19 protein-coding genes are annotated in these 17850 nt (G+C 72.5%); 11 read left to right on the top strand and 8 right to left on the bottom strand.

Annotation, left to right across the window (positions count from 1 at the left end; translation table 11 throughout):
- The first annotated feature begins 201 nt into the window (after nt 1-201).
- The 7 genes from ACFTWP_RS37165 to ACFTWP_RS37195 all read left to right on the top strand — a co-directional run bounded on the left by ACFTWP_RS37165 (nt 202) and on the right by ACFTWP_RS37195 (nt 9400).
- Nucleotides 202-1494: an ABC transporter substrate-binding protein gene (locus ACFTWP_RS37165; RefSeq protein ID WP_380269520.1), complete on the top strand. Its 1293-nt coding sequence runs from the start codon at nt 202-204 to the stop codon at nt 1492-1494.
- Nucleotides 1495-1818: 324 nt separating this feature from the next.
- Nucleotides 1819-4221, top strand: a complete 2403-nt coding sequence (locus ACFTWP_RS37170) for a glycoside hydrolase family 2 protein (RefSeq protein WP_380269521.1) — start codon at nt 1819-1821, stop codon at nt 4219-4221.
- 219 nt (nt 4222-4440) lie between these two features.
- Nucleotides 4441-4791: a VOC family protein gene (locus tag ACFTWP_RS37175; RefSeq protein ID WP_380269522.1), complete on the top strand. Its 351-nt coding sequence runs from the start codon at nt 4441-4443 to the stop codon at nt 4789-4791.
- 393 nt (nt 4792-5184) lie between these two features.
- A complete protein-coding gene (locus ACFTWP_RS37180) occupies nt 5185-5643 on the top strand; it encodes a hypothetical protein (protein ID WP_380269523.1) in 459 nt (152 codons plus the stop codon).
- Nucleotides 5644-5666: 23 nt separating this feature from the next.
- Nucleotides 5667-7817 carry a DUF6571 family protein gene (locus ACFTWP_RS37185; protein ID WP_380269524.1) on the top strand — a complete coding sequence of 717 codons (2151 nt, stop codon included), beginning with the start codon at nt 5667-5669 and terminating at the stop codon, nt 7815-7817.
- A 17-nt stretch (nt 7818-7834) separates the two neighbouring features.
- Nucleotides 7835-8914, top strand: a complete 1080-nt coding sequence (locus tag ACFTWP_RS37190) for a hypothetical protein (protein WP_380269525.1) — start codon at nt 7835-7837, stop codon at nt 8912-8914.
- Nucleotides 8915-9109: 195 nt separating this feature from the next.
- Nucleotides 9110-9400: a hypothetical protein gene (locus ACFTWP_RS37195; RefSeq protein WP_380269526.1), complete on the top strand. Its 291-nt coding sequence runs from the start codon at nt 9110-9112 to the stop codon at nt 9398-9400.
- Here ACFTWP_RS37195 and ACFTWP_RS37200 read toward each other — a convergent pair.
- Nucleotides 9397-9981 (bottom strand): TetR/AcrR family transcriptional regulator, encoded by a 585-nt coding sequence (locus ACFTWP_RS37200; protein WP_380269527.1) that lies wholly within the window; start codon nt 9979-9981, stop codon nt 9397-9399. The genes ACFTWP_RS37195 and ACFTWP_RS37200 overlap by 4 nt on opposite strands.
- 93 nt (nt 9982-10074) lie before the next feature.
- On the opposite strand from ACFTWP_RS37200, the gene ACFTWP_RS37205 reads away from it, so the two are divergent.
- Both ACFTWP_RS37205 and ACFTWP_RS37210 read left to right on the top strand, forming a co-directional pair.
- Complete coding sequence (locus ACFTWP_RS37205; RefSeq protein ID WP_380269528.1) at nt 10075-10443, top strand: ester cyclase; 369 nt, start codon at nt 10075-10077, stop codon at nt 10441-10443.
- Between the two features lie 178 nt (nt 10444-10621).
- On the top strand, nt 10622-11008 hold the full coding sequence (locus ACFTWP_RS37210; RefSeq protein ID WP_380269530.1) for a hypothetical protein: 387 nt from the start codon (nt 10622-10624) through the stop codon (nt 11006-11008).
- A 172-nt stretch (nt 11009-11180) separates the two neighbouring features.
- Here ACFTWP_RS37210 and ACFTWP_RS37215 read toward each other — a convergent pair whose 3' ends face one another.
- The gene (locus ACFTWP_RS37215; RefSeq protein WP_380269531.1) at nt 11181-12383 is read right to left on the bottom strand and encodes an RICIN domain-containing protein; all 1203 of its coding nucleotides are present in this window, start codon (nt 12381-12383) and stop codon (nt 11181-11183) included.
- 330 nt (nt 12384-12713) lie between these two features.
- Nucleotides 12714-13076 (bottom strand): DoxX family protein, encoded by a 363-nt coding sequence (locus ACFTWP_RS37220; RefSeq protein WP_380269532.1) that lies wholly within the window; start codon nt 13074-13076, stop codon nt 12714-12716.
- A gap of 105 nt (nt 13077-13181) precedes the next feature.
- Between ACFTWP_RS37220 and ACFTWP_RS37225 the strand changes: the two genes are divergently transcribed.
- A complete protein-coding gene (locus ACFTWP_RS37225; RefSeq protein WP_380269533.1) occupies nt 13182-13559 on the top strand; it encodes a winged helix-turn-helix transcriptional regulator in 378 nt (125 codons plus the stop codon).
- A 67-nt stretch (nt 13560-13626) separates the two neighbouring features.
- Here ACFTWP_RS37225 and ACFTWP_RS37230 read toward each other — a convergent pair whose 3' ends face one another.
- The 5 genes from ACFTWP_RS37230 to ACFTWP_RS37250 form a co-directional block, all read right to left on the bottom strand.
- Complete coding sequence (locus tag ACFTWP_RS37230; RefSeq protein WP_380269535.1) at nt 13627-13929, bottom strand: putative quinol monooxygenase; 303 nt, start codon at nt 13927-13929, stop codon at nt 13627-13629.
- A gap of 81 nt (nt 13930-14010) precedes the next feature.
- Complete coding sequence (locus tag ACFTWP_RS37235; RefSeq protein ID WP_380269537.1) at nt 14011-14781, bottom strand: DUF3152 domain-containing protein; 771 nt, start codon at nt 14779-14781, stop codon at nt 14011-14013.
- A 309-nt stretch (nt 14782-15090) separates the two neighbouring features.
- Entirely contained in the window at nt 15091-15723 is a 633-nt protein-coding gene (locus tag ACFTWP_RS37240; protein ID WP_380269538.1) for a hypothetical protein, read from the bottom strand.
- A 270-nt stretch (nt 15724-15993) separates the two neighbouring features.
- Nucleotides 15994-16221 (bottom strand): hypothetical protein, encoded by a 228-nt coding sequence (locus ACFTWP_RS37245; protein WP_380269540.1) that lies wholly within the window; start codon nt 16219-16221, stop codon nt 15994-15996.
- A gap of 83 nt (nt 16222-16304) precedes the next feature.
- Nucleotides 16305-16760: a MarR family winged helix-turn-helix transcriptional regulator gene (locus ACFTWP_RS37250; protein WP_380269541.1), complete on the bottom strand. Its 456-nt coding sequence runs from the start codon at nt 16758-16760 to the stop codon at nt 16305-16307.
- An 89-nt stretch (nt 16761-16849) separates the two neighbouring features.
- Between ACFTWP_RS37250 and ACFTWP_RS37255 the strand changes: the two genes are divergently transcribed.
- Nucleotides 16850-17797 (top strand): zinc-binding alcohol dehydrogenase family protein, encoded by a 948-nt coding sequence (locus ACFTWP_RS37255; protein WP_380269543.1) that lies wholly within the window; start codon nt 16850-16852, stop codon nt 17795-17797.
- Nucleotides 17798-17850: the final 53 nt, after the last annotated feature.

Raw genomic sequence — 17850 nt, forward strand, 5'->3', positions numbered from 1 at the left:
CCCCGCGATCCGACGACCCCCCTGCGGGCCCGCGTTCCGGCGCGCGGGCCGGCAGGCCTCGGTGCTCGTGCCCCGTGCCCCGTACCGCGAGTTCCGGACCCCGCCCCGCGCCGCCGCACCGGCCGGCCCGCCCCGTACGGCCGGGAGCCCGGCGACCGCTTTCCGATCTTCAGGACGATCAGCGCAGAAGGATGAGCGAAGATGCGTAAAGGATGGATGGCCGCCACGGCCGCGACCACGATGCTGTTCACAACCTGCGGCTGTGCGAGCGGCGGAGCCTCGTCCGGGAACAGTACGGTGTCGGGGTCCATCACGGTGCTGACCAACCGCACCGACCAGATCCAGGACGGCACGCTGAAGAAGTACGCGGCCCGGTTCAGGAAGCTCTACCCGAACGTCAAGGTCACCTTCGAGGGGCTCACCGACTACGAGGGCGAGGTCGGGATCCGGATGAGGACCGACGGCTACGGCGACGTCCTGCTGATCCCCAACAGCCTTCCGGTCAACCAGTACCCGACCTACTTCGCGCCGCTGGGAGCCGCCGACGAACTCTCGCAGAGGTTCGACTTCACCGAGTACGGATCGGTCGGGAACCGCGTCTACGGCCTCGCCAACATCGGCATCGCCACCGGCTTCGTCTACAACAAGGCGGTCTGGCAGCAGGCCGGCATCAGCGAATGGCCGAGGACGCAGCAGGAGTTCATCGACGACCTGAAGGCGGTCAAGTCCCGGACGTCGGCCGTCCCGTACTACACGAACTACCACGACGGCTGGCCGCTGCGGCAGTGGACCGACCACATCGGCGGCCCGAACTGCGACAACACGGCCAGGGACGCGCTGGCCTCGACCGCCGAGCCGTGGACGGCGGGCAAGGACCTGTACGCGATCGACGGCCTGCTCTACAGCGCCGTCCACGAGCGACTGACCGAGGCGGACCCGACCACCACCGACTGGGAGAGTTCCAAGACCCTGATGGGCAGCGGCAGGATCGGCGCGATGTTCCTCGGGTCCTGGGCGATCCCGCAGATCCGGCGCGCCGCGAAGGCGGCCGGGCACGACCCCGACGACATCGGCTACCTGCCCTTCCCCGCCCAGCACAACGGCCACCTGTGCACGGTCGTGCAACCCGACTACAAGTACGCCGTCAACACGCACTCCGCGAACAAGGACGCGGCGCGGGCCTGGATCGACTGGTACCTGACCCGGTCCGGCGCCGCCCGGGCCGAGGAGGCCATCTCCACGGTCAAGGGCACCCCGCTGCCGCCCGCCCTCAAGGCCTTCGACGAACGGGGGGTGCGCATCATGACGCAGACCGAGGACCGGGCCGCCGCCGTCAGCAGGATCGACAAGGCCGCGGAGATCGGCCTGGACGCCCCCGACTACCGGCGCAGGCTCGTCGACATCGCCCGCGGCGCCGCCCCCGGCGACCAGAACGGCTACTTCGCGGAGCTCAACCGGAAGTGGTCCCAGTCCCTGAAGAAGCTCGGCGGCTGACGCCCGGCCGGTGCCCGGCGAGGCCCGGCCGACCCCTGGCGGCACCCGGCTCGCCGCCTGCGCGCAGCGAGCCGGCCAGGGGTCCGCGCCGTCCTCCCGCAACTATGCCCGACAGTAACCGAACCGGTAAAGTAAAAGTTTGGAAGTCGATCTTGATAAGCCTCGATCGGCCGAGCCGGACGCCCGCCAAGTGGCGGCTGACAGTGCATTTCTTGCCTCCAGATGCGGGTGAACCCATCGCATAACCGGTTTATAGACAGTCGCGCCGTCGCGGGTTACGGTTGCTCGCGCCCACCCACCACGGCCAGCGACAGGAGCCGCACCATGAAGGACGCCACCCCACTCGACGAGGGCTGGAACCTGCACCACGAGGGATCGCTGCTGCCCGCCCGGGTCCCGGGCTGCGTCCACGTCGACCTGCTGAACGCCGGACTGATCCCCGACCCGTACGTCGGCGCCGACGAGCACGAGGTGGCCTGGGTCGGCCGCCAGGACTGGACCTACACCACGCAGGTCGACGCGACCGGCCCGCACGAGCGCACCGACCTCGTCTTCGACGGCCTCGACACCGCGGCCCGGATCACCCTGGCAGGCACCGAACTGGGCCGCACCCGCAACATGCACCGCAGCCACCGGTTCGACGTGACCGGCCTCGCGGGCGAGCTCGCCGTCCACTTCACCAACGCCTACCAGGAGGCCGCCGAAGTCCGGGCCGTCACCGGGGCGCGCCCCAACGTCTACCCCGAGCCGTTCCAGTACATCCGCAAGATGGCCAGCAGCTTCGGCTGGGACTGGGGCCCGACGCTGCCCACCGCCGGCATCTGGCGCCCGGCCCGCCTGGAGCACTGGTCCACCGCCCGGATCGCCCAGGTCCGCCCGCTGGTGACCGTCGAGAACGGCACCGGCCGCGTCGAGCTGCGGGTGACCGCCGAGCGCACCGCCACCGCCACCGGCCGACCGCTGACCCTCCGCGCCACCGTGGCCGGCGTCTCGGCCGACACCGTCCTCGACGGCGACGAGACGGTCCTGGTCGTCGAGGTGCCCGACGCCGGCCTGTGGTGGCCGCGCGGCTACGGCGACCAGCCGCTGTACGACCTCGACGTCACCCTCGCGCACGACGGCGCGCCGCTCGACACCTGGCACCGCCGGATCGGCTTCCGCACCGTCGAACTCGACCGGTCCGCGGACGAGCACGGCAGCGGCTTCACTCTGGTCGTCAACGGCGTGCGGATCTTCGCCCGGGGCGTGAACTGGATCCCCGACGACACCCTGATCACCCGGGTCACCCCCGAGCGCTACCGCACCCGCCTCACCCAGGCCGCCGAGGCCAACATCGACCTGGTGCGCATCTGGGGCGGCGGCATCTACGAGAACGAGGCCTTCTACGACGTCTGCGACGAACTCGGCCTGATGGTCTGGCAGGACTTCCTCTTCGCCTGCTCCGCCTACCCCGAGGAGCAGCCGCTGCGCGGCGAGGTCGAGGCCGAGGCCCGCGAGAACGTCGTCCGGCTGATGCCGCACGCCGCCCTCGTACTGTGGAACGGCAACAACGAGAACCTGTGGGGCTTCCGCGACTGGGAGTGGGAGCCCGAGCTGGCCGGCGACTCCTGGGGCGAGGGCTACTACCTCGGCGTCCTGCCCCGCATCGTCGCCGAGCTCGACCCGACCCGCCCCTACGCCGCCGGCAGCCCCTGGTCCGGCTCCTGGGACCACCACCCCAACGACACCGACCACGGCACCCACCACTCCTGGGAGGTCTGGAACCGCCAGGACTACGCCGAGTACCGCGCCTCCGTGCCGCGCTTCGTCGCCGAGTTCGGCTGGCAGGCACCCCCCGCCCACGCCACCCTGCTGCGCGCCCTGCCCGGCGAGGACCTCGCCGCCGACTCGCCCGGCATGCTCCACCACCAGAAGGCCGACGACGGCAACGGCAAGCTGAACCGCGGCGTCGAGCGCCACTTCGCCCTCCCCGCCGACTTCGACCGCTGGCACTACCTCACCCAGGTCGTCCAGGCCCGGGCCATCGCGACCGGCATCGAGCACTGGCGCTCCAACTGGCCGCGCTGCGCCGGCACCGTCGTCTGGCAGCTGAACGACTGCTGGCCGGTCTCCTCCTGGGCCGCGATCGACGGCGACGGCCGCCTCAAGCCGCTCTACCACGAGCTGCGCCGCCTCTACGCCGACCGCCTGCTGACCCTCCAGCCGCCCGGTGTGACCGGAGCGCCCGAGGTCGCCCTGGTCAACCAGGCGGCGGAGCCCTGGCAGACCGTCGTCACGCTGCGCCGGGTCTCCGCCGACGGCACCGTGAACGGCACCTGCGAGGTGCCGGTCACCGTCGAGGGCCGCTCGGTGCTGCGGCTGGCCGTGCCGCAGGCGCTGGCCCCGGTGGACGGCTCGGCGAAGGAGTTCCTGGCCGTCGACGCCGACGGGCTGCGCGCGGTGCACTTCCCGGTGCCCGACAAGGTGTTCGCCTACCAGCAGCCCGAGTTCGACGTGAGCGTGCAGCCGGCCGACGACGGCCGGGGCGGCGTCGAGGTCGTCGTGACCGCCCGCACCCTGGTCCGCGACCTCCTGCTGCAGGCCGACCGGATCGCCCCCGACGCCGTCGCCGACCGGGGCCTGGTCACGCTGCTGGCGGGCGAGCAGGTCCGGATCCGGGTCTCCGGGGCCGGCCGGGTCGATGCCGACGCCGTCCGCGCGGCCCTGTACTGCGTGGAACCCGCGTGAGCAGACCTGCTCGGGCGGGAGCCGTCCGACCCGGCCGCGCGCTCTGACCGACCTGCGGCGACGCCCCGAGACCCCCGGTCCCGGGGCGTCGCCGCAGGTCAGTACCGGGGGTGTGCCCCGGGTGGTCCGACCCCGCTGCTCGGCCCGGGCGGTCGAGGCGACACTCCCGCGGACGTCCTGGCACCGCGTTTCGTCGCCGCCAGGCCCTAACCTGGCCGCGTGATCAACGGTGCACACGTCATCATCCACAGCCGTGACGCGGAGGCGGACCGGGCCTTCCTCCGGGACGTGCTGGAGTATCCGCACGTCGACGCGGGCGGCGGCTGGCTGATCTTCAGGCTTCCGCCCGCCGAGATCGCCGTGCACCCCACGGACGGCCCGCCGGCGCAGCAGCTCTACCTGATGTGCGACGACGTCGCGACCACCGTGCGGGAGCTGGCCGCGAGGGGCGTGGAGTTCACCCGGCCGGTCACCGACGAGCGCTGGGGCCGGCTCACCGGGTTCCGCCTGCCGGGCGGCGGCGAGGTCGGCCTGTACGAGCCCCGCCACGAGCGGGCCACCGACCTGTGAGGCGTCCGGCTCCGGGGGAGTCGGGAGAAGCTCCGCCCTGACGGCGGACCAGCCCCGGTCGACCATGCCGTCAGGTCCCGTACCGGCGTCCTGATCGTCGGTCAGCGGGCGCACGGTCTCCTTCCCCGCGCACGTCGGAGGCGGGGAGTAGGATCACCGACGGTGTGCCGGGAGTCCGGCGGCGACATGATCTTCGCTGCCCTGGGGGAGGACCGAACCGGCGACGACCCATGCGTCCATCGACGCATCCGGCGCGATCGCCGACGTCCGGACCAGCGCTGACGCCAGGTCCGATCCGAGACCGGCCGCCCGGCCGCCCGGCCGCCCTACGACCGCGGCCGAGTCCGACGTCGTCGGGCGCGCACTTCTGACTGTCCAACACGGGGGAGAACCATGAGCACGTCCGATCCGGGCTTCACCACCGGGCCGGTGGCACCACGCCCGCAGGCCCCGGCCGAGCCGGCCGCGTCGACCAGGCTGCTGAGCGCGGAGCCCACGCCCGCGCCGTCGGCGGGTACCGCGCCGTCGCCGGCCACGACCCGCCTGGACAGTCCCCACGAACTGTCCGCCTCGGCCGGCATCGCCCGTCAGATCGCCACCGACCTGGGCGACGCGGGCGCCAAGGCCGGGCCGTCCCGGCACAGCCTGGGCGAGTACGCGGCCACGACCGCGGGCCAGCTGCGCGGCTTCGGCTTCGGCGCGGCCCTTACCGGAGCGACCGAGCGCTGGCAGCAGCAGGTCACCGCGCTGCACGACAAGCTGACCGACACCGCCGGAAAGCTGGAGGACACCCAGCGCAACTACACCCACACCGAGTCCGCCAACGCCGGCCGCTTCAACCGCCCGATCTGAGAGAGACAGGAGCTGACGACCCCATGGTCTCCTTCCAGGAACTGCGCGAAGCGAACTTCTCCGGCATCAGCGACACCGCTGAGGCATGGAGCGGCCTTGCCAAGGCCCTCGAATCCCTCGACACCCGGGTGGCCAACGAACTGACCAACACGCCCCAGCGGGCCGGCTGGCAGGGCCCCGCCGCCGACGACGCGGCGAACGCCCTCAAGCGCATCGACACGGACTTCACCCAGGCCAGCGGGGTCGCCCGGAGCGCGGCCGCCGTCATGGCCGACGCCGCCGAGGACCTGAAGGCCGCCCGCAAGGCCCTCGACGACGCCCTGCACGACGCCGACTCCCAGAAGCTGACCGTCTCCGCAGTCGGCGCCGTCAGCTGGCCACCGCTGGAGGGCCTGCCGCACAACGACCCCGACGCCAGGCAGGTCACCGACGACTACCAGAGGGACATGCGCGCCAAGGCGGACGCCATATCGGCCCGCCTCACCCGCGCCGTCGACCAGGCCGCCGCCGCCGACCAGCGGGCGGTGAGCGCCCTGCAGATCGACATCGGTACCAGCACCAGCGCCTTCAACGCCACCACCTACGGCGGCGGTGACGCGGCCGACGCCAGGCGCGCGGCCGACCTGATGAGCAAGGGCGGCAGCCTCTCGGACGAGGAACTGAAGCGCCTGCAGAACCTGATGGCCGCCGGCTCCGGCTCCAAGGAGTTCTCGACCACTCTCCTCAACAGCCTCAACGCCGGCGGCAGGAACGGCCCCGAAGCCCTGTTGGAGTACTCCAGGATCTACGCGGACCTCGGGCGCGGTGACCACAACGCCAAGCAGTACCAGGACGTCTACGGCAACCTCTCCCAGGTGCTCGCCGGCGCCACCAACGGCGGCGGCATGGGCAAGGACTACGAGGACGGCCTCCTGAGGGCGGCCCGCGAGGGCGACCACGGACCCGCCGACCCGTACAACACCAGCTACGACGTCCTCACCGACCTGATGGGTGCCAAGGGGACCTACGACAAGGCGTTCCTCAACAAGGTCGGCACCGACCTGATCGACTACGAGGCGCACAGCAAGGCCAGGGGCGAGGACCTCTGGGGCCACGACTACGGCGCCGTCGGCAGCCGGCAGGGTGACCCGATGGGCGGGCTGATGAAGGCCATGAGCCGCAATCCCGAGGCCTCCAAGGAGTTCCTGGACCCCGGCGCGACCAAGAACCTCGACTACCTCCTGAAGGACCGGGAGTGGCCCAACAAGGGTTACGAGGAGAAGCAGCTCGACTCCATCGCCCGCGACACCTCCCGCGGCGCGTTCGGCGACGCCCTGGAGGCCGCCACCACCGGCCGCGACCCGCACGGCGGCCAGCCGCCCGCCCGCCCCCACGACCAGGCGATGGCCCGCATCATGTCCGACACCGTCGCCACCCTCGGCGGCGACCGGGCCGGCGACGAGAACAAGCTGCCGGCCGGGCTGCGCCAACCCCTCGGCAACATGATCGCCGACTACGCGCCCGACACCCACGAGATCCTCGGCAAGGAGGTCGGCGGCCAGTCCGAGACCGACAAGCTCACCATCACCCGGGACCAGCTGCTGCGCACGATCCGCGGAGTGTCCGAGGACCCGGCCGCGTTCCAGACGATCCACTACGCCGAGACCCGGGAGATCGCCCGGCGGATGGACGCCTTCGGCCCGGAGGCGATGCAGCCCGACGCGACCGGCCGGCCCGACCCGAAGTTCGCCGGTTTCGTCCAGGAGTCCGGTCAGGCCCTGGGCTCCCTCGACGGGGTCCGCTCCGATGTCGTCACCGACCACCGCGACGACGAGATCTTCCGCAACAACTGGAACTCGAAGATCAACTATCACATCATCGGAACGCCCGCGAACATCGTCTTCGGCCCGGCGGGCGACCTCGCCCAGCGCCTCGTCGACGTCGGCACGGCCGACTACGCGAACAGGCTCAACGACGAGGCCTCCAGCGTGGCGACCGGCAAGCTGAGCGACACCTTCTCCGCCGGCGAGCAGCAACTCGACGCCATGATCCGACTCAAGGCCACCCAGAGCGGTCTGAGCGAGGAGCAGATCAAGGCCACCGGCGGGGTCCCGCAGAGTCTCATGGACGAGGCGACCAACAACTACAGCACCGCCATCGACCGCACCTACCGGTCAGCCCTCGGCCGCAGCTAGGAGAGGAGGAGCACACGATGGACCCCAACGAATCCCGAACCGCCGTCCCCAGCCCGGGCGGCCCCGAGGAGGGACGATCCGACCGGGCTCCCGGCCCGCGGAGCCGCGCCCCCGGACGCCTGCGCGCAGTCACGGTCCTCCTGCTCGTCCTCGCGACCTGCGCCGGCTTCGCCGTGTACCGGCAGAGCAACGCGTTCGGCCCCGGCACCGTCTGCGGCGGCATCAGCACGGACGCCGTCCAAGCCGCCCTCGGCCCCGGGCGGGTCAGCGAGACCCTGCTGGACGTCCGGACCCCGAGCCGTCCCGACGCCTCCGGGCGGTGCTCGGTCGCGGTCCGCCACGGACTGTTCGTGAGCAGCGAGACCTCGGCCTCGATCCGCGTCCGGCGCCAGACGCCGGCCGTGGAGGCGCTGGCCGCGGCGGACGCCCGACTGTTCACCGGCGCCGCCACCGGTGGCGCCTCGCCGAGGACGAGCTGGGCGTTGCTGCCCGAGCACTGTGCCGGCAACGAGCGCGTCGAGGTGACGGTGGCCGGCTCCGCCGACCGGGACGCCGACCGTGCGACCGGCCTGGCCCGACTGGCCGTCGCGGCCGCGGACGTCGTGGCGGCCCGAAGCGCCTGCTCGGCGTCGACGCCCGCACCGAAGGAACTCTCCGCCGCCGGGACGCCGGGACCGGCGGACTTCACCGGCCTGTGCGGGTTGCCGGGCCTGGCTCCCCGTCGGAACCCGTCCACCGACGTCCGCTACCGGGAACAGGCGACCACCGCCTTCGCACCGCTGTGGTCGTGCGAGATCACCGACGAGGTCGACGGGGCGCAGGTCGTCTCCTTCGCGGTCTCCGCCGACCCCCGCATCGTCGGAGCCGCCACCGACCTCACCGCCGACGCCCCCGCCGCGCTGGGCAGAGGGCGCTGGGTCGCCGGTACCGAGGACGCCGTGGTCGCGACCTGCCACGGCCGACCGGTCTACTTCCTCGTGAAGCAGCGACCCCTGTCCTCGGCGGCGGGCAGGCTCTTCCCGGACCGGGACGACCTCTGGCACCGGTTCCTCGGCGCGGCCGGCACCGCGATCGGCTGCGAGCCCGTCACCGGGTAGCCGACTCCGCCGCGCCGCGCACGCCGGTGCCCCGGTCCTCCGCCGCGCGGGCCGGGGCACCGGCGCGTGCCGGACACCCCTCGCGCTCGCCGCCGGGGCGGGCCCGGGGGTCTTCTCGTCCGGGAACCGATGGAGTTGAACGGCCGTCGTCACCGACAGGGGAACCGCAGTGGCTCGGGGGGTTGGGGAATGCTGGTGGAGGGATTGACCGCGATGGCGGCGGCCGGCGGCGCGGGTGTCGTCCAGGCCGCGGGCACCGACGCCTGGACGACGCTGCGGGCCCGGGTCGCCCGGCTGCTCGGGCGCGGGCGGCAGGACGCGGAGGAGGCCGCCCTGGAGCGGCTCGGCCGCACCCGGCAGGCCGCCGAACTCCACGCCTTCGCCGTCGAGGGCCTGGCGCGCCGGCTGGGCGACGACCACCCCGACACCCGGGCGGCGGGCGATCGACGGACGATCGACCGCCACATCGAGACCCAGCCGATCTAGCGTGCGGTGCCGGGCAGGGCCGGGGCGCGCAGGCCGCCGATGACGACGGCGAGCATCCGGTGCGCGGCCTCGCGGTCCGGGCCGGCGGCGCCGGCGACGGCGGTCACCAGCGCCAGGACTTCGGGCCAGCGCTGCGACGGGTCGACGAGGCCGTCCCGGTGGGCCCGGGTGAAGAGGGGGAGGGCGGCGGCGCTGACGCGCTCGTGCCACTCGTCGACCTCGGCGGTCGACTCCTCGGGGGCCAGGGCGTAGGCCGCGACGAGGGTCTCGCGCAGGCCCCGGCTGGCCTGCATGTGGGCCACGACGGCACCGAACCAGTCGAACAGGGCGTCCGCGCGGCCGTCCTCGACCCGGGTCCGGGCGTCGGTGCAGAGCGTGTCGATGCCTAGGGCGTAGACCGCGCTCACCAGCAGCCGACGGGTCGGGAAGTGCCGGTACAACGTCGCGTTGGCGACCCCGGCCCGGTCCGCGATCAGATCGAGGGGGGCGTCGGTGCCGGCCTCCTGGAAGACCTGGGCGGCGGTGTCGAGCAGCCGCGCCCGGTTGCGTTGCGCGTCCTGCCGGGGCGGTCGGCCTGCCACGGCACCTCCTTGTCCATCCGGGGAATCTCCCCGTATTGTGGCACGCACAGCGTTCCGGGGAATCTCCCCGTTTAGTGGGGGTGGGGATCAGACATGACGACTTCGAGTCCTGCAGACGTGGTGCACGCGATCAACGCGCTGCGTGCCGACGGCGATTTCGACGCCGCTCTGCGGCACATCGCACCGCGCTCCCTCGACCAGGGGGTCGAGTGCGACCGGGAGCAGTGGCGGCGCAAGTGGGAGGCGATCGTCGCCGGGGTTCCCGACTTCGCCGTCACCGTGCTGCAGAGTGTCGAGAGCGGCGAGTGGGTGTCCAACCGGTACCGGATCACCGGGACTCACACCGGAGAGTTCTTCGGCCGGCCTCCGACCGGGCAGCGGTTCGACGTGACGGGTATGGACATGGTGCGCGTCGTCTCCGGGCAGCTGGTCGAACACTGGGTCGTCGCCGAACCCTTCTAGCCGGGCCCGACCGGTCGGGCCCTTCCGGTCGGGCCCCAAGGGTCGGGCCCTTCCGGTCGGGCCCTTCCGGTCGGACCCTGCCGGCCCGACCCTGCGCCGGGCGCCCGCCGGGCCTTCGCGGGCGCGTTCGGGGGTGGACTTCCTGTGCGGCCCCCGGGTTGCGCGCTAGGCTGTCGGCATGTCGAACCCCGACGGGCTGCTCGTCGACATCGCCGCGACGGTGGAGTCCGAGCACAGCAACCAGATGCCCCTCACCGTCGTCGTGCCGGGCGCGGTGATCACCGGCCGGCTCGCGCCGGAAAGCCTGTGGCGCCAACGGGTGGCCGAAGTCCTTGAGGCCTCCGACCACCTGAAGCCGTTCGCCTCCCTGTTCGCCGCCGCCGCGGCGGACGGCACCGGAGCCCCGCCCCTCGCGGCAGGCGCCAGGCCCACCCATCTCCACCTGCACGTCGCACGGATCCTGCAGGGGAGCTACGGCCTCCCGCACACCGGCGGCATGTACCGCATCGCCATCGACAGCGTGAGCAGCTGGACGGTGGGGGACCTCAGCTACTCCGACCAGTGAGCGCGGCGACCTGATCCGCCCGGCGCCGCCCTCCTCCCGTACCGGGCGAAGGCGGCGCCACTCGTCGTCCCGCTCCACGCCGCCGGCCCGGTGCCCCCTGACGCCTCGTCGGCGGGCTTCGTCGCGCCGCTGCGGCGACCGGCGACCTGCCGGGTCCGGTGGACGCGGTCGGTCAGCGCAGCGACCACACCTGGTTGGGCTGGGTGCCGCTGCCGTAGCAGTCCCATATCTGCACCCTGGTGCCGTTCGCCGTGCCCTGGCCGACGGCGTCCAGGCACTTGCCCGAGTTGGGATTGACGAAGGTGCCGTTGGCGTTGACCTGCCACTGCTGCGCGCCGTTGTCGAGGCAGGTCCACAGGCGGACCTGGGTGCCGTTCGCGGTGCCCTGACCCGCGACGTCCAGGCACCTGCCGGAGTTGGGGTTCACCAGGGTGTTCCCGGTGCGCTTCCACTTCTGGGCGACACTGCCGTTGCAGTCGTACAGCTGGACGGGCGTCCCGTCGGCGGTGCCCGCCGCCTGGACGTCCAGGCACCGGCCGCTGCCCTGTCCGACGACGGTGTTCTCGGGGCCGCCGCCCCCGCCGCCGGTGCCGTTGGGAGTGAAGGAGAACGAGTCCACCCCGAGGCCGGTGCCGCCGATCCACGGCTCGAAGCCGAACTGCACGCTGGTCAGGTACCAGTTGCGGTCGAGGTAGCCGCGGTTGGCGGAGTCCTCGGTGAAGTCCTTGACGTTCACCTGCAGGGAGTCGGTGCCCTGCTGGCGCACGTAGGAGACGACGTTCCAGCCGATGCCGCCGTTGGTGAGCCGGCCCTCCCAGACGTCCCAGCCGGCGCCGGCCAGGTTCGCGGTGCCGATCTTCTGCCCGGCGGGTTGCGGTGCGCCGCGGTGGTTGCCCCAGATCATCAGCTCGGCGCCGTTGTTCTGGCCTGCGGGGTTGGCCGAGGAGTCGAACCAGATGTCGTACGCCGCGTCCCACTCGCCGCCGTTGACGGTGCGGTAGGACACGCTGGTCTGCGGTGTGCCGAACGCGCTGACCTGCAGCGGGAGGCCGCTGCCGGAAGTGCAGTTGGTGTAGTGGCAGCCGGCGTACACCGACGGGTAGGAGGCCGGGGCGCCGTTCGTGGGCCGGTTGTGGCTCTCGGAGGCGATGGTGAAGCCGGTGTCCGTGACGGACAGGCACTGCTGAGTGCTGTCGCCCCAGTTGTTGTTCTGCACGATGTACTTCCCGCCCGCGATGCGCACCGAGCCGAAGGTGTCGCACAGTTGGGTGACGGCGTGGGCGCCGGGTGCCACCGCCACGGGCAGCACGGCCGCCGCGGCGAGCAGTGCGAGGGCGGTGACCGCGGATCGGAGCCGGGACAGTAACGAGGTCATGGGTCCTCCGTGAGGTGCGGGCGTGGGTGGGTGGAAAGGGGCTCGGCGGAGCCCCGGTCGACCGGTCGGGGCGGGGCCGTCCGTACCCGGAGAACGCTAGAAGGCGCGCTCGGGTGGAGGGAACCCGTCGGACGGAAGATTCGGGAGCGTTCCCATTCATGCAGGTGGACTGGGGTGATTCTTCGAAACATGTGGGAGCGCTCCCACATCCGCCCCTGCGGGCGGGCCTTCGAGGGCTGTGCCCTCGAAGGCCCGCAGGCGTCGGAGTCGGCCCCGACGCCTGCCCGTGAATCCACCGCCGGCCCGGGAGCGGGGCTCATTCCCGGTACCTCACCGGCTCGTGGCGAGCCAGGCCGCCACCGCGGCGAGCGCGATCAGGGCGACGTTGAGACCGGTCTCCCGGGTCTCGCCCCGGGACAGGTGCAGGCCGGCCGCCAGCACCTGGAGCAGGAGCAGGCCGAGCGCGGCGAGGACGGCGAGGGCGGGCGCCGTCCCCGTGAGGGGCGGCAGCAGCAGGCCGGCCGCGCCCAGGATCTCGACGGCGCCGACGGCCCGCACCAGCCCCATCGGAACCGTGTCCACCCAGCCCATCATGGGCGCCAGCTGCTCCTTGCGCTGCGTGACCTTCTTGCCGCCCGCGTACAGGTAGAAGGCCCCCAGGAGCCCGGCGACGATCCAGTAGGTGAGCTCCATCTGCGTCCTTCGTCATGGTTACGACTTGTAAGCAGGCACATGATCGGTGACTATCGGGAGGCTTACAAAAGGCACACCGGTGTGCCTTGCGAACAGGGGGCGCCCATGTCGAAGTACCGCACCACCTGTCTCATCCGTGGCGACGGCGGCCGGGCGATCCGAGGCATCCTGGACCGCATCGGCGACAAGTGGACCCTGCTGGTGGTGGCCACCCTCGACGGCGAGCGCCTGCGCTTCACCGAGCTCCAGCACCGCGTTCCCGGGATCTCGCAGCGGATGCTCACCCGCACGGTTCGGCACCTGGAACGGGACGGGCTGGTGGCCCGCACGGTGTTCCCCGAGGTCCCGCCCCGGGTCGAGTACGAGCTCACGGCGAGGGGCCGCACCCTGATCGAACCCGCCGTGGCGCTGGCCGAATGGGCCGTGGACAACAACGCGGGCATCGAACTGAGTCAGGCGGCCTACGACTCGGCGCACCCCTGACCTCCGGGCCGCCGTTGCCCGTCGCCGGCGGCGACCCGGAGTGCGGTGCGCCGCACTGCGGATCCGGTCAGGCCACGGGCTGGGCGACGAGGTGGATGACCTCCGCGGGTCCGGCTCGGAACGACGGGCTGGCCGCGTCCGCCTCGACCATGTGGGGCGTCGCGTCGTGCGCGGCCAGTGCGGCCTGCGACGACCACCGCTCGATCAGCACGAAGCGGTCGGGATCGCCGCCGACCTGGTGCAGGTCGTACTGCAGGCAGCCGGGTTCGGCCCGCACGAGCGGTGCGAGGCGCTCGAAGGCGGCGATCTGGTCCCGGCCGCGGCCGGGAAGAGTGGCGATCAGGATGACGAGTTGCACCGGCTGTGACATGCGCCGAAGGCTACCCGGTGCACTGATCGACGGGCGATCGCTTTCCGACCACCTCGCCGAGCTGCGAGCCCCGAGGGCGGGTCACGGGGCGGGAGTCGGAGTGGCAGTGGGCGCGGGGGCCTCGACGGGGGGACCGGTGAGCAGGGCGCCGGTCTCGGAGTAGGGCCGGCCGTTCGGCACGCAGCCGTGCAGGCCCTTGATCTGCTGCATCATCACCGGTGCGGGCAGCCCCGGGCCGGGGCAGTCGACGTGCCCGAAACCGAGGATGTGGCCGACCTCGTGGTTGACGGCGAGCGCGTGGTAGAGCTCGGGCTGCCCGGCGTAGTACTCCGTCAACTCGTTCCAGCGCTTGAGGTTGACGACCACCTGGTGGCCGACGCCGCAGTTCACCCAGCCGCCGGTGTCCAGCCCGTACTGGCCGCAGATCCGGTCGGTGGTCTCCGGCGTGGCCAGGTAGACGGTGAAGTCCACCGGATCGGCGGCCACGCGCTGGAAGGACAGGGAGGCGTCGGCGGCCCATCCGCGCCGGACGTCGCCGAGGACGGCGTCCACCTCGGCGGCGAACCGCTCCGGGCTCTCCTTGATCCCGTTCTCGACCCGGACCTTGTAGCGGTAGAGGTGCTCACCGGTGCCGAAGCGCGGGGAGCCGCCGGCGGCCGTCGTGAACTCCATCGGCTTCGGCCCGCGGCCGACGGCCGGGGTCCACGGGTGCCACCACAGCAGCCCGGCGGTGGCGGCGCCCGTCAGCAGGAGGGCGGACCCGCCCGTCCAGGCCCTGCGCCGGCGGGCGCCGCCACCGCCGCGACCCGGTCGGTCGGCCCGGACCGGCCGGCGTTCGGTGAGGGCCCTCACGGGCGGCTCCCCGTCGCGGGGCGGCCGCCCGGCCGACGGGCGCGCCAGTGGTGGGCGGAGGGTGACCTCCGGGATGTCGGGAGGACCGCGGCGGCCGGTCGGGGGTGGGTCGGGAGCTGGATGGACATGACGGCGCGAGGTCTCCTGTACGGTTTCGGGCTTTCGCACGGTTCTGTAGGAGATGACGCGCCGTAGCGGGCATCCGGTTCAGCGGGCCGGTGGAGCGGGCGGGTGGAGCAGGCCGGTTGCGTGGGCGGATTCAGCGGACCGGTGGAGTGGGCGCGTGGAGCGGGCGCGCGGACGTGCGGGTCACTCCAAGAGGTCCCGGAGGAACGGGGCCAGGGCGACCGCACCCACGCAGAGCGCGATCAGCCCGACCGTCCGCCAGGTGTGGTCCGGCGGCATCGGGGGTGGTCCGGACACGGGTGAGAAGGTGCCCGTGGGGTCGCGGGTGATCACGACCGTGGTTCCGGGCTGCTCGCACCGGCCGTGGGTGCCCAGGTCGAGTGTCGATCCGTCGGGGAGCCGCACCTGCATCATCTCGTCCGCGGTCCGCAGGTCGGGCGGATCGGTCCAGCACCGGACGACCACCGCGTGCTGCGGCACACCGCGGTCGTGCATCGCCTGCTGCTGGGTACCCGCCAGCCAGGTCCAGCCCAGCAGCAGCCAGCCCGCGCCGGCCAGTACGGCCGCCAGGAAGGCCACCGGGTGTCCCGCCTCGTCCACGATCGCGATGCCGAGCCACAGGGCGCCGACCGCCATCAGGGCGAACACGACGTAGCAGAGCGTGGTGGGCACGGACCTGTCCCCGGTCCGCTCCGTCGTGAACACGGTCAGCCAGACCAGGCCGACCGTCGGTACGAGTTCGGCCAGCAGGATCATGACCAGTAACGGCGCCCCGCGCGCCGGCCGGCGCTGCCGGCCCACCCCCCGCTGCTCCATGTCAGCCAGAATGGGTCACCAGGGCCGCGGCAGGCAAGCCTGACGACCCGTCAAGCGGGCGGTGGGGAGCGGCGGTCGCGCCGGCCGGCGGATCGTCGACGGCAGCCGGTCGTGGGAGGTCGTGGTGCTCCGCGAGGGTCGCGTCACCGGGGGTTGCCGCGACCTGACCGCATCCGCGGTGGTCCGACGGCGTCGCCGGGCGCGGCGGGTCCGGCGCCGGCGGCTTGCGGTCTGCCGCAGTCCGCCCCCGGCGCCGGTCGAGCGTCCGGGTCAGAGTTTGAACATCGCGGCGAAGGGCCTGGTGATCCGTTCCTGGCGGGTGCCGAAGTCGACGAGCACCGCAATGTCACCGTCCCCTTCGACGCCGATGGCCTGGCCGAGGCCGTACTGGTCGTGGGTGACCCGGTCACCCACGGCGAACCGCTTGAGTGGTGCCTCGGCACGGACTTTGAAGGGGCTGGTGGGCAGGGGGCGGCGGGGTGCTGCTGAATTCGACATTGCCTCCAGTATGGGCCGGAAATCGCTCCGGTGGGAACGCCCGGGGGGTCGGGTTCCCGCCGACAGCCCGGGCGCCGGTCCCGTCAGCGTGCCGGGGGCGTGGGCGTCTGCTCGACGAGGGTGGCGGTGGCACGGTCGAGGAGCTCGCAGAGTTGGCGGTGCTCGTCGCTGCTGAAGCGGTCGGTCAGGGCCCGTTCCAGCACGATGACCTCCTGGTACGCCCGGTCGAGCAGGCCCCGCCCGCCGTCGGTGAGGGTCGCGATCATGACCTTCGCGTGGGTGGGGGAGGGGTTGCGGGTGATCAGGTCCTTGGCCTGCATGCCGTTCAGGACGGTCGCCATGCTCTGTTGCGAGACGCCGCAGGCGCGGGCGAGCTGGGCGCCGGACCGGCCGTCGGACCGGGAGAGGGTGAGCATCGCCGTGTACTGGGTCATGGTCAGCCCGTAGGCGCGCAGCACCGCCTCGTGGTGTCCCATCAGTGCTTGCTCGGCACGCCGGATGCGGGTGCACAGGTACTCCTCGACGGGCACCTCGGACATGTCTCAACTCCCTTGCTTGACTCAACTACCTGAGACTTATTAGCTTCATCAGTGTCAGGTTACTGAGTCGACACAGAAAGTTGAAACTCATGAGGGCTGTTGTCCTGGACACCGATGACCGCTTCCGCCTTGTAGAGGCACCGGAGCCGGTGCCCGGCCCGGGAGAGGTCGCCGTCCGGGTCGCCTACGCGGGCGTCCAGTGGGGCGACGTACTGGTGCGGGACGGGCACTTCCCGGTCCCGCGACCCTTCGTACCCGGTTTCGAGGCGGCCGGCCGGATCACCGCGGTCGGCGAGGGCGTCGACGACGGCCGGATCGGGGAGCAGGTCAGCGCGCTGGTCGCCGGAGGCGGCTTCGCGCAGGTCGTGCTCGCCCCGGCCGCTCTCGCGATCCGGGCCGAGGGCGTCGACGCACGGACGGCGGCCGGCGCCGGCTGGGTCGCCCCCACCGCCTACGACCTGATCAACACCGTCGCGGGGATCGGCCCCGGCGACAGCGTGCTGATCCACGCGGCATCGGGCGGGGTCGGCACCCTGGCTGCGCAGTTCGCCGCCCTGGCGGGAGCCCGGCGCATCGTGGGCGTCGTCGGCAGCGCCGACCGGGCCGACCACGCCCGCCGGTTCGGCTACCACCGGGTGCTGACCCGCGACGAGTTCCCCCGGGCCCTCGGCGAGGAGACCTTCGACGCGATCCTCGACCCGGTCGGCGGCCCGACCCGGATCGCGAACCTCGCCCACCTGGCGCCGCACGGCCGGCTCGCCGTCTACGGCAACATCGCCTCCTTCGAACCGGTCGACGTCTCGGCGAACGACCTGCTGGCCAACGGGCAGTCGCTGATGACCTACAACAGCAACCTGCTGAGCCGCACCGCCCCGGCCCGGCTGGCCGCCAGCGCCGTCCGCGCACTGGACCTGCTGTCCGACGGCCTGGTCCGCCTCGACATCACCGCCGAGCACGAGCTCGCGGACGTGGCGACCGCGATCGCGAACCTGGCGGCCGGTGCCACCGCTGGAAAGACCGTCGTCCGGGTCCGGTGACAGGTCCGGTCACAGGTCCGGTCACAGGTCCGGTGACGGGTCCGGTGACGGGG

The organism is Kitasatospora sp. NPDC057015, from assembly GCF_042673745.1.
Taxonomy (GTDB): Bacteria; Actinomycetota; Actinomycetes; order Streptomycetales; family Streptomycetaceae; genus Kitasatospora.